The 12,292-nt window shown below is 67.8% G+C and carries 6 protein-coding genes; 2 read left to right on the top strand and 4 right to left on the bottom strand.

The features are described 5' to 3' along the window. The first annotated feature begins 72 nt into the window (after positions 1-72). Positions 73-3,666: a VCBS repeat-containing protein gene (locus AB0K52_RS21300; protein WP_363535064.1), complete on the top strand. Its 3,594-nt coding sequence runs from the start codon at positions 73-75 to the stop codon at positions 3,664-3,666. A gap of 214 nt (positions 3,667-3,880) precedes the next feature. Further along, positions 3,881-7,495 carry a VCBS repeat-containing protein gene (locus AB0K52_RS21295; protein ID WP_363535061.1) on the top strand — a complete coding sequence of 1,205 codons (3,615 nt, stop codon included), beginning with the start codon at positions 3,881-3,883 and terminating at the stop codon, positions 7,493-7,495. Positions 7,496-7,740: 245 nt separating this feature from the next. On the opposite strand, the gene AB0K52_RS21290 is transcribed toward AB0K52_RS21295, so the two are convergent. The 4 genes from AB0K52_RS21290 to AB0K52_RS21275 are packed head-to-tail and all read right to left on the bottom strand — an operon-like array spanning position 7,741 to position 12,127. Beyond that, positions 7,741-8,814, bottom strand: a complete 1,074-nt coding sequence (locus AB0K52_RS21290; protein ID WP_270124826.1) for a LacI family DNA-binding transcriptional regulator — start codon at positions 8,812-8,814, stop codon at positions 7,741-7,743. A 32-nt stretch (positions 8,815-8,846) separates the two neighbouring features. Further along, positions 8,847-10,268 carry a GH1 family beta-glucosidase gene (locus tag AB0K52_RS21285; protein ID WP_363535058.1) on the bottom strand — a complete coding sequence of 474 codons (1,422 nt, stop codon included), beginning with the start codon at positions 10,266-10,268 and terminating at the stop codon, positions 8,847-8,849. Beyond that, entirely contained in the window at positions 10,269-11,195 is a 927-nt protein-coding gene (locus AB0K52_RS21280) for a carbohydrate ABC transporter permease (RefSeq protein WP_363535055.1), read from the bottom strand. Then, entirely contained in the window at positions 11,192-12,127 is a 936-nt protein-coding gene (locus tag AB0K52_RS21275; RefSeq protein ID WP_363535052.1) for a sugar ABC transporter permease, read from the bottom strand. The genes AB0K52_RS21280 and AB0K52_RS21275 overlap by 4 nt, the downstream gene beginning before the upstream one ends. Positions 12,128-12,292: the final 165 nt, after the last annotated feature.

The following is a 12,292-nucleotide window of genomic DNA, read 5'->3' as shown; positions in this document are numbered from 1 at the left end:
CAAACAAAGCGCGTGTTTCTGAAGCCGGTAACCGGCCCATGACCCACCCCCTTGGACACCCTGGACATCTGAATGAACGACGCTTCCCCCGCGAAGCCCCGCCGCAGGCACGCCAGGCTCGCGGCAGCCACCGCGACGGCGGTCGGCGCCGCGCTGCTCGCCTTCCCCGGCGGCCCGGCCTCGGCCCAGACCGGTATCGACTGCGACGCCCTCGGCGACGACCCGGCCCCGGTCCGCATCGGCCCCGCGCTCGACATCGCCCGAAAATGCGGCATCGAGGTCCGCATACACAGCAGCGCCACACACCACGCGACGATCTCCGTCATGCCCAGCGGCCAACTCCACCTGCTCTCGACGGTGGATCCGGTCCAGAAGTACGGCGACCTCGGCGACCCCGGTACGGCGCTGGTGGAGAGCAGCGGCTCGCTCAGCCTGGACAACACCGGTTGGCCGGTCTTCCTGCAATACACCGACCAGACCTACCCGTTGATCGAGACGAAGCTCGCGACCCTCGACTGGATCGAGGAGGCACCTGTCCCCACCTACACCGGTGCGACCGCCGTCTACGACGAACTGGCGCCGGGTCTCGATCTGACGGTCGAGGTCGGCCTCGCGGTCACCGACATCCGATTCACGGCCTCGGACGCCGACGCATGGGGCGCACTGTCCACGGGACTTCGGGCCCAGGGCAGCTACGGTGCCACCGTCGAAGCAGTGGACAACTCGCTTCGTATCAACCGGGGTGATGACCCCTTCGATGTCGAAGGGACCACTCCTTTCCTCGTGCGAGACGCCGCGGGTGAGACCCACCAGGCCCACGTGACCATCGGCGAAGACGGCGCCGTCACGGCGGAACTCCTCGACCAGACCTTGGCCGAAGCCGTGTTCCCGCTGACGCTGACGACCCAGTGGGCCAACCGCTCGCGCGAGGCCAACGAATGGGGCGCGGTGACCTCCGCTTCCCCCGACGTTGCCCTGTACGGAGGCGAGGCCGGGCTGGACGAGCCGTATTTCGCGGCGGCCGGACAGAACGCCGACGCGGTCGCCGGCGCCTACTGCGACGCGACGGCCGGGCCGGAATGCGCCGAGGCCCAAGCGATCGCCTACTGGAACTTCGACGCGAGCATCCGTCACATGCGCGAGCCCTCGGTCAGCTACGAGTACGACTTCCCGGTGACCTCGGCGATCTTCCAGATCGACGCCGCCGAAGGCTCGACATGCGTCGCGCCCGACCTGAACTTCACGACCGAATACTCGACGGCGGCCACCTGGAACGACCGCCCGACCGTTACGGGGCTCGCCGCGTCCGGTGCGTGCCAGGCCGACACCGCCGTATACGACCTGACCGGTCCGCTCAGCGAAGCCTGGGGCGACTATGCGAACGCGGAGCCGATCACCATCGGCACCGCCGAGACCGCCCCGACCGCCCGCTTCGACGGAGGCTCGGCACGGCTCGACGTCTACTTCGACATCGCGGGCATCAACACGACTGCCAGGTGCTCGTCAGACCCAGCTGCTCCCGACTTCTACCAGGACGCGGTGGATGCGAGCGTCCATGTGGAGGAATGGCGGGAAGAGATCTACGACCTCGGCCTGAGCTGGTCCGCGACCGTTAAGGACGAGACCACCGGCGAAATGGTGCTGGAGCTCGGACCGGAGCCGTGGCCCGACTGGGATCACCTCGTCGGCGCCATCGAATGGGGTCTGCTGGCGCAGGGGTCGTACGAGATCGACTACTCGATCGCTTCCAGCACTGCCGATCTCGACTACGCCGCCCCTCCGTGCCACGTAGTGGTCGACACGGAGGCGCCCAGCCCTGTCATAACCGTGGAACCCGGCCCGCACCGGATCGGTGACACGGTCTCGATCGAGGTCGCGCTCGACGAGCAGGATTTCGTGAACGAGCTCGACTGGTTGAACATCTCGGTCGACGACAAGGACTCCCAGCTGGTCGACAGCGCGACCCTGACCGAGGCTGGCACAGCGGTGCTCGAAGCCGAGCTGACCGGACCGGTCACCAGGCTCCGGATCCAGGTGGAAGACCGAGCTGGCAAGGACTTCTATACGTACGACCCGATCGAAGTCATCGCCGCCTTCGACCATTTCGACAACAACGGGGACGGGATCGACGACCTCATGGCCGTCCGTACGTCCGACGGTGCGCTGCTCTTCTACGCAGGCAAAGGCGATGGCACCCTCGACTACGGCTACATCAAGGGCACCGGCTGGGGCGGCATGGACGTCGTCATGGCGGGCGACTTGACCCGTGACGGCAAAGCCGACGTCCTCGCCCGCGACACCAAGACCGGCACGCTCTACACCTACCCGGGCAACGGGTCGGGCGGATTCGGCACTCGCATCACGGTCGGCACCGGCTGGAACGCCATGGGCGCGTTCACCTCCGGCGGCGACTTCAACAACGACGGCGACATCGACATGTTCGCCGTGAACAAGAGCGACGGCAAGCTCTACTTCTACGACGGCCAAGGCAATGGCAGCGGCAAATTCAACCCGCGCACCGCGATCGGCACCGGATGGGGCGTCATGGACACCCTCGCCTCCGTCGGCGACCTGAACGACGACGGCAAGGCCGACCTCCTCGCCCGCGACTCCCGCACGGGCCAGTACTACCTGTACAAGGGCACCGGCATGGGCAGCCTCGGCACCCGCACCGCTGTCCCCGCTTCGCTGGACGGCTCCGGCTCCGACCGCTACAGCCAGATCATCGCCGCCGGCGACCAAGACGGCGACGGCAAAGAAGACCTCTTCGCCGTCGACTCCCGCACCGGCGAACTGGAACTCCACTCGCTCAGCGGCACCGGCACGGCCGTGCACGCGGGCGAAGTCATCGCCACGGGCTGGGGCGGCAACCGCCTCGCGGCCGTCAACGAGCAGCGCACCTACGACTACAACGGCGACAACGCCACCGACTTCGTCGCCCGGCGCAACTCCGACGGGACCGCCTACCTCTATCCGGGCACCGGCAGCGGCGCCCACGGCACCCGCGTCTCGTGGGGCACGGTCCTGAAGGGCATGACGCTCATCGCGACCGCCGGCGACATGAACGGCGACGGCTTCGACGACGTCCTCGCACGGACCTCCGGCGGCACCCTGTACCTCTACCCGGGGACCGGTTCCGGCACGCTCAACACCGCGGGCCGGATCACCATCGGCACCGGATGGAACGCGATGAGCACCATCACCGGCGGGCACGACTACAACTCCGACGGCAAAGCCGACGCCCTCGCCGTGCAGTCCTCCAATGGGACGCTGTACCTCTACCCGGGCAAGGGGGACGGCACCTTCGGCTCCCGCATCCCGGTCGGCAGCTCCGGCTGGAACGCGATGCGTGAGGTCACCGCGGTCAGCGACCTCGACCACGACGGCCACGCCGACACACTGGCGGTGCGGTCTTCCGACGGCTGCCTGTACTTCTATGGAGGCACCGGCTCGGGGACCTTCAAGACCAAGGTCAAACTCGGCTGCGGCTGGAACGCCATGGACGCGGTCACCGGCGTCGGCGACTTCAACCGCGACGGCCACATCGACTGGATGGCCCGCCGCAAGTCCGACGGCTCGCTGTTCCTCTACCCCGGCAACGGGGCAGGGAACCACGGTGCCGCCAAGCTGGTCGGCAGCGGCTGGAACTCGATGATGATCGCCTGATTGAAGCGAACGACAGGGAGCCCGACCGGCTGGTCAGGCCCCAACGCTCTCGGGGGGCCGCCGCTAAAGCGGCCGCCCCGAGGCTCGCGGCCCTCTCGCGGATCCAAACGGGACACCGCGTGCAACCCCTGACCCATAGAATGCGTGTATCGGCAACCCCTGCCCCTGGGACGCCATGATCCCCAGCGCCCCCACAGACCCACAGGAAACCTGAATGAACCGAATCCCCCTGCTGCGGCGACGCGTCGCGGCGCGGATCGCCCGCGCGACAGCCGTCGCCGTCGGTGCCGCCCTCATCATCCCCGCCGGATCCGCGCCCGCCCAGGCCGCCGAGATCGACTGCGCCGCGCTCGGTGAACGCCCGGCTGCCAGCGGCATGGAGGCCGCTTTCGACGCGGCTGCCGCCTGTGACGTCGAAGTGCGGATCAGCGGCCGGGTTGACCCCTACACCACCATGTTCGCCACTCCGGACGGTCTGCTCCACCTCGCCCAGACTGCCGACCCCCTCCAGGAGTTCGGCACGTACGCCTCAGCCAGCCCCGAGCTCCGGGTCTGGGAGGGAGCCCTCACACAGAAGCGCTCCGATTGGTGGGTCTTCCTGCGCTACGACGACCCTGAACGGTCGTTGCTCACCACAAGTGGCGCTACCCGGCTGGACTGGGACGGCGAGATCCCTGTTCCGAGCTATGAACGCGCCACCGCCGTCTACGACGAGCTCGCCGCCGGCGTCGATCTCAGCGCGGAGGCCGGGGTTTCCTCGGTGAGCCTGCGGTTCACTGCCGCGGACGCTGCGGCCTGGGACCTGCTCGCATCCAGCCTCAACCCTGCATCTACATACGGGGTCAAGGTGATCAACGGCGGACTCCAACTCGCCTATGACCAATACAAAGGCGTGACGGAAGCGATGACGCCGTTCGTCCTTCGCGGCGCGGACGGCGGCCTCGTCCCTGTCGAACCGATCGTCGGTGCTGACGGCGCTTTCGCGCTGAACGCCAATGCGGAGGCGCTCGCCGCGGCCGAATACCCGCTGGCCCTCTCCACGCAATGGGTCATTCGTGACGACACCGTCAACGAATGGCTCACTACGACTTCCGCTGAGCCGGACACTGCTGTATTCCGAGGTGAGGCCGGTTTCGAGGCGCCGTACTTCGAGGCCGCGGGACAGGGCGGGAGCGCGGTCGTCGGCCCATACTGCGACACGCTGGTCGATGCGACCTGCGCGACCGAGTTCCAGGCGGCGACATACTGGCGCTTCAGGGGCCAGCTTTTCGGGAGCCTGCGGCCAGATCGCGGGTACACCTTCAGATACCCGATCGTCTCGGCGACATTCAGCGTCGATCCAGCAGAGGGAACCGAGTGCGTCGCACCCGATCTGATGCGCTTCTCAGAAGGAAGTCCCGGGCCGGACACGACGTCCACCTGGAACTCGTCCAAGCCGTTCAAGCCGGAGTTTGTAGCGTCGGGCAGCTGCCAGGACGGCACTGCCACGTACGACGCCACCTCCGCGACGAGGCTGATGAACCATTGGACGAGCTCGTTTACCGACACCGTGCTCGGCATGACCGGAAGCGACACCACCGCCCGCTTCGACGGCGGCTCCGCACGCTTTGACATCTACCTCAGCGCGCTCGGCTACAAATACGCCGCGCCCGCTGATTTCTGCGGCACGGGCTACCTGACCCCTGAGTTCACCAACGACTCGACGCCGTCCTACGGGGGCTTCACCTTCGACGTCTGGCGACCGGACCTGTTCGACCACGAGCTGAGCTGGACCGCTTCCTTCGAGAGCACGGGTTCGAGTACGACTGAGTTCAGATCGGCAGCGCAACCGCTGGCGGATGGTCTGAACCCGGTGCTGAGCGTGGGCGACCACGATGCGGTCAAGGACAGCCACTACTACGTCGGGTACGCCTTCACCTCGGGCACCACCACTTTCAAGGAGTATGAGGGCTGCTACCTGCAGGTCGATGCGAGCGCACCCAAGTTCGCCAGTGTCGATGTGTCCGATCCCGGCCTGAACTACGTCGGCGATACCGTGTCGGTCAAGGTGTCAGTGTCGGACCGGGGCTTCCCGGACGACTTGGAGCTGAACCAGCTCACCGTGAAGTGCTGGGGGGAGGGCGTCTGCCCTGCGGCCTCGTCGGTGACGCTCACCGACACGACCTCGGCCTGGTTCACACTCAAGTTCACCGACACCGCGAAGGCCGCGTTCAGCATCACCGACTCGGCGGGCAATGTGGCCTACTCCGAGGAGGTCTCGGTGACCCGCTCGCGCAACGACTTCAACGGTGACGGCCACCAGGACTTGATGGCCGTCCGAAAGTCGGACGGCCAGATGGTGTTCTACCCCGGGAACGGCGATGGCACGTTCGGCACGGGGGTCTCCCGGGGCAGCGGCTGGGGCGACATTGATGCGGTGATGAGCGGTGACCTCAACGGCGACGGCAAGGCCGATCTCCTGTGCCGGGATAACAAGACCGGTTATCTGTGGCTGTATCCGGGCAACGGGAGCGGCGGATGGGGCACTCGCATCAAGGTGGCCTCAGGCTGGAACGCCATGGGCACCTTCACCAGCGGGGGGGACTTCAACGGCGACGGCAAGACCGACCTGCTCGCGGTGAAAAAGTCGGACTCGAAGCTCTACCTCTACCCCGGCAACGGGACTGGCGGCTTCGGGACCGCGAAGGCGCTCGGTTCCGGATGGAACGTCTTCGATGCCCTTACCTCGCCCGGTGACATCGACAATGACGGGTACGACGACCTGCTCGCCCGCGACGTCCGGAACGGCGGCTATTACCTGTATCCGGGAAACAGCGCCGGCTCCTTCGGCACGCGCATCGCGGTGCCAGCCAACCTCGACGGGACCGGAAACGACCGCTTCCGCCAGGTCTCCGGGGTCGGCGACCTTGACGGCGACGGATTCGAGGATCTGCTCGCGATCGATTCGCGCACCGGTGAGCGTGAACTGCACTCCCTGGCGACCGGTGGCACGGCGCGGCATGAAGGGATCGTTTCCGCTGGAGGCTGGGGCGGGATCCGGCTTCCGGCTCCGGTCCGCGACAGCGCGTTCGACTACAGCGGGGACGGCATCACGGACGTGATCGTCGCCGACAAGAACTCGGCGCTCGGCCCCGCACGAGTTATCGGCGACGGCAATGGCGGGATCAGCGCGACCCTGAACTTTGAAGCCTCCTTTGGCGCTTGGAATCTCCTGGAGTCGGCAGGCGACTTGACGGGCGACGGCAAGGCCGACCTCCTCGTCAGGAATGGAGCTGGCGATCTCCATGTCCATCCCGGCAACGGCACGGGTGCCTTCGCCTCACCGTCTGTCAAGATCGGCTCCGGGTGGAACGCCTTCAGCGTGATCACCGGCGGGTCCGACTACAACGGCGACGGCAAGACCGACATCGTCGCTCGCGAGACATCCACGGGGAGCCTCTGGCTCTACCCGGGAAAGGGCGACGGCACACTCGGCGCGCGCGTCCTGATCGGGAATGGCTGGAACGCGATGCGCGAGATCGAGGTCACCGGCGACCTTGACCACGACGGCCACGCCGACATGCTCGCGATCCGGAACTCGGACGCCTGCCTGTACTTCTACGGCGGCAAGGGCAACGGGACTTTCAAACCGATGGCCAAGATCGGCTGCGGATGGGGCGCGATGGACGCCGTCACCGGCGTGGGCGACTTCAACCGCGACGGCCACGCCGACTGGATGTCTCGCCGCAAGTCTGACGGGGCCCTGTTCTTCTACCCTGGCAACGGGGCGGGGAACCACACCGCCAGCAAGATGATCGGTACAGGTTGGAACGCGATGACCATCGCCTGATGACAGATCAATGAGTTGCGGCCGCGACCGGTTCACCGGTCGCGGCCGCAGCCGTTTGCGCGGGCAATCTTTCTGCCTGGTGAGCAGCGGCTAAGGGGGCGCCTACCGGACCTGTCTCTCGGCCGTCCTAAACGCGCTGCACCGCCCACAAGGCGAACTCCAGGCACGCGCCATCGCAGGCAGGCCGTGAGTACCTGGTGCCCCGTTCTGCGACAAGCGAAAAGGAGACCCGAATGCCTTGAGCCCTAAGCGGACTCGCGGACCACTATTCTCGTGCCGAGGATGGTGACGAGGGGGCCGGCCTCTTCGCCGCGGATGCGGCCGCAGAGGAGGCGGGCCATCTCGCGGCCCATGGTCTCGGTGGGCTGGTGGACGGTGGTGAGGGGCGGTTCGGCGACTTCGGAGAGGGGGGAGTCGTCGAATCCGACGAGGGCGAGGTCCTCGGGGACGCGGATGCCGCGTTCGCGGGCGACGCGGAGCGTCGCGATCGCGAGGGGGTCGGAGTGGGCGAAGACCGCGTCGAGGTCGCCGGCGGTGTCGAAGAGGTGGCGGGCGGCTTTGATGCCGCTGGCCTCGTCGAAGCCTTCGGCGACGGAGACGAGGGACTCCTCGACGGGGAGGCGGTGGCCGCGGAGGCCGTCGCGGTAGCCGGAGAGGCGGTCGACGCCGACGGCCATGTCCTGCGGGCCGGCGATGAGGCCGATCCGCTTGTGGCCCTTCTCGGCCAGGTACTCGACGGCCTGCCGGGCGCCCGAGCGGTTGTCGCAGTCGACGTACGCGATGGGGCGGAATCCGGCGGGCGTGCCGCAGAGGACGATGGGGATGCCGGCGTCCTCGAGCCGCTCGGGCAGCGGGTCGCCCGAGTGGCTCGAGACCATCATGACGCCGTCGACGTGCTGCCCGAGCAGGTACGACTCGAGGTCGGCGCGGGAGCCGTCGCGCGGGGCGAAGGTCAGCATGAGCCGCATGTTCTCCTCGGCCAGCTGCTCCGTGATGCCCCGGAGGACGCCCGCGAAGAACGGCTCGGACCACAGCCACTCCTGCGACTCCGTCACCACCAGTGCCACGGTGTCCGTGCGCTGGGTGACGAGGGTCCTGGCCGCCTGGTTGGGGACGTACCCCAGCTCCTTGATCGCGGCCAGGACCGCCGCCCTGGTGTCCTCGGCGACTTTCGGGGAGCCGTTGATGACGCGCGAGACCGTGCCCCGGCCGACGCCCGCGTGGCGGGCGACGGTGTCGAGGGTCGGCCGGCCGCCGGAGCGGCGGCGGCGTTCGCTCTTCAAGGGCTCGCCGGGCGCCTCAAGCTGGGTCTCGGTCATCGTGCATCACCTCGGGCAACGTTAGTGTGGATCTATTCTGCCTCACGGTTCGAACGGGCCCGCCGCACCAGGTCGCCGTACCAGCGCCCGGAGTCCTTGACCGTGCGCTCGCCGGTCTCGAAATCGACGTACACCAGTCCGAACCGCTTCGTGTAGCCCCAGGCCCATTCGAAGTTGTCCGCCAGCGACCAGGCGAAATACCCGATCAGCGGGACGCCGGCCGCGACGGCGTCGGCGCACGCGGCGAGGTGGTCGCGCGCGTAGTCGAGCCGCTCGGGGTCGTGGATCTCGCCGTCCTCGATCTTGTCGGGGAAGGCCGAGCCGTTCTCGGTGACGGCGAGCTTGACGTCCGGGTAGCCCGCGTGCAGGCGCGTCAGCGTCTCGGCGAGCCCGGCGGGGTCGATCTCCCAGCCCATGTCGGTGACGGGCAGGCCGGAGGAGACGAACCCGATGTGCTCGTTCGCCGGCCACGCCGATCCGGCGCCGGTGGGCGCGGCGGAAGCCGAGGTAGCGCCCCCGTTACCGGTAACTGTGAAGCGGCTGTAGTAGTTCACCGAGAGCACGTCGATGGGGGCGTTGATCGTCTCCATGTCGCCGTCTTCGACGAACGCGAAGTCGCTGATCGCCTTGAAGTCCTCGACGATGTCCTCGGGGTAGGCCCCGCGCAGGGCCGCCTCGGTGAACCAGCGGTTCTGGACGCCGTCGACGCGGCGGGCCGCGTCGATGTCGACGGGGGTCTCGGTGGCGGCGTGGATCGGGTAGAAGTTCAGGCCGACGCTGACGGTCGCGTCGGGGTCCGCGGCCTTGATGGCGCGGGCGGCGAGGCCGTGGCCGAGCATGAGGTGGTGGGCGGCGGCGATGGACGCGGCCGGTTCGCGCCGCCCGGGGGCGTGCTCGCCGGAGGCGTAGCCGAGGAACGCCGCGCACCAGGGCTCGTTGACGGTGATCCAGTGCTTGACGCGGTCGCCGAGCGCGGCGTGCGCGATCCGCGCGAACTCGCCGAAGCGCTCGGCGGTGGCCCGGACGGGCCACCCGCCGGCGTCTTCGAGGGTCTGGGGGAGGTCCCAGTGGTAGAGGGTGATCCAGGGGGTGATGCCCTCGGCGAGGAGGGCGTCGACGAGGTTGGAGTAGTAGGCGAGTCCCGCCTCGTTGACGCGGTCGTCGCCGTCGGGGCAGATCCGGGGCCACGACAGCGAGAACCGGTAGGCGTTGAGGCCGAGCGCCTTGATGGTGGCGACGTCCTCGGGGATGCTGCGGTAGGAGTCGATCGCGGTGTCGCCGTTGGAGCCGTCGACCACGCGGCCGGGCTCGTTGACGAACGCGTCCCAGATGGACGGCCCGCGCCCGTCGGCGCCGGTGGACCCCTCGACTTGGTACGAGGAGGTCGCGGCGCCCCAGGTGAACCCGGTTGGGAACCGGGCCGCGAGCGCGGCCGCTTCGTTTTCGTTGCTCATCTACTTACCGGAACCTTCCATGATGCCTTGCACGATCTGCCGCCCGAACACGACGAACAGGATCGCGATGGGAATGATCGAGATCAGCGTCCCGGTGAAGACCATTGACAGGTCGGTCGACCAGGTCGCGGTGGAGATCTGCCGGATGGCCAGCTGGATGGTGGGGTTCTCCTCGCTCAGGACCATGAAGGGCCAGAGGAACTCGTTCCAGTTGAGCATGAAGGTCAGCAGTCCGAGGACGACCATGGCGGGGCGCAGCGCGGGGAGGACGATCCGCCACCAGATGCCGAGCGTGGAGGCGCCGTCGATGCGGGCGGCCTCGATGATCTCGTCGGGGACGGACTGCTCGACGTACTGGCGCATGAGGAAGATCCCGAAGCCGTTGATGAGGAACGGCAGGATCGCGGCCTGGAGGGTGTCGATCCATTCGAGCTCGACCATGATCATGTACATCGGGACGATGCCGAGCTGCTGGAGCGGCACCATCATCGAGAACAGGACCGTGCCCATGAGGATCTTGGATCCGCGGAACCTGAGCTTGGCGAACGCGAAGCCGCCGAGCGTGGAGAGCAGCACCACCGAGAGGGTGACGGTGCCGGTGATGATGAGCGAGTTCTGTAGACCCAGCAGGAGGTTCGCGTCGGGGTTGGTGAGCGCCTCCTGGATGTGCTCGCCGAGGTTGCCGCCGGGCAGGAGGGGCGGGGGGAATCCCGAGGCGTCCGCGGAGGTGCGCGAGGCGATGATGATCATCCAGTACAGCGGGAAGATCGAGAGCAGCGCGACGAGGACGAGGCCGATGCGGGTCATCGCGGTCGGGGCGAAGACGCCGGCGGGCTCGATGCGGTCGCCGGACTGCTTGCGGGGCCGCTTCGGCGGCGCGGGCTCGGCGGCCGGAACGGTCGGGCGGGGGGCGGTTGCGGTGCTCATTTGTTCCCCTGGATGCGGTTGACGACGAGGAAGTTGACGGCCGCGACGATGCCGATGACGATGAACAGGAGCCAGCCCGCCGCGGCGGAGATCCCGTAGTTGCCGTGGTTGCGCAGGATGTCGACCAGGACCATGGCGGTGGTCTGGAACTGGCCGTCGGCGCCGCCGTTCAGGTTGCCGTTGCTGAACATCATCGGCTCCACGAACAGGGTCATGCCGCCGACGGAGGAGACGAAGACGGTGAAGATGAGGATCGGCTTGAGCTGCGGGATGGTGATCTTCCAGAACTGCTGCCGGGGCGTGGCGCCGTCGACGGTGGCGGCCTCGTACAGGTTCCGGGGGATGGTCTGCATGGCGGCGAGGAAGATGAGCGCGTTGTAGCCCATCCAGCGCCAGTCCACCATGGACGAGATGGCGAGCCAGGAGGAGAGCCGTCCGGCCTGCCAGTTCACGGGGTCGAGGCCGATGAGCTCGAGCGCGCCGTTGATCATGCCGTATTCCTGGCCCCAGATGCGGGCGAAGATGACGCCGACGGCGACCACGGAGGTGACGATGGGGGCGAGGATGAGCATCCGCCACAGCATCGGGCGGCGCAGGCGCTTGTTGAGGGCGTTGGCGACCATGAGGGCGCACACCACCTGGGGGACGGTGGCCATGACGAACATGCCGAGGGTGTTGACGATCGACCAGTTGAACCGGTCGTACGTGGTCAGCAGGAACTCGTAGTTGTCCAGCCCCACGAACTCGCGTTCCGGCCCGCCGAGCTTCCAGCTGTGCAGGGAGGCGTAGAGCGTGTACGCCATGGGGAACAGGCCGAGGCCGGCGAAGAGGATGAAGTACGGGGAGACCAGCGCGTAGGGCGTCCACTTGACGTCGGCTCGAGTGAGCCGTTCGCGCCAGGTGAGGCGTGGTGCGGCGTTGCGGGTGGTCATGGGGCCTTCCTTGCTCGATGACGGCTCGGGGGCCTCGCCGCGGCCGGGACGGGTCGCGGCGACGCCTGCCGAGTCCGTTTCTGGCGGCCCTCACGGCGGATTCCTGCGGAGCCTGTTGCTTACGGAGCCTTGTCTGCGGGGGAGCCGGCCCGCCGCGGGTTGGGG

The organism is Glycomyces sp. NPDC049804, assembly GCF_040674615.1.
In the GTDB taxonomy this organism is placed as follows: Bacteria; Actinomycetota; Actinomycetes; order Mycobacteriales; family Micromonosporaceae; genus Glycomyces; species Glycomyces niveus.
The sequence above is the reverse complement of the archived record's forward strand: the minus strand, read 5'-3'. Positions and strand labels throughout refer to the sequence as shown.

Bases quoted from the DNA above. Each gene is read 5' to 3' on its own strand.
- AB0K52_RS21285 (WP_363535058.1), bottom strand. From the start codon at position 10,268: ATGAGCAACGAAAACGAAGCGGCCGCGCTCGCGGCCCGGTTCCCAACC.
- AB0K52_RS21295 (WP_363535061.1), top strand. From the start codon at position 3,881: ATGAACCGAATCCCCCTGCTGCGGCGACGCGTCGCGGCGCGGATCGCC.
- AB0K52_RS21290 (WP_270124826.1), bottom strand. From the start codon at position 8,814: ATGACCGAGACCCAGCTTGAGGCGCCCGGCGAGCCCTTGAAGAGCGAA.
- AB0K52_RS21280 (WP_363535055.1), bottom strand. From the start codon at position 11,195: ATGAGCACCGCAACCGCCCCCCGCCCGACCGTTCCGGCCGCCGAGCCC.
- AB0K52_RS21300 (WP_363535064.1), top strand. From the start codon at position 73: ATGAACGACGCTTCCCCCGCGAAGCCCCGCCGCAGGCACGCCAGGCTC.
- AB0K52_RS21275 (WP_363535052.1), bottom strand. From the start codon at position 12,127: ATGACCACCCGCAACGCCGCACCACGCCTCACCTGGCGCGAACGGCTC.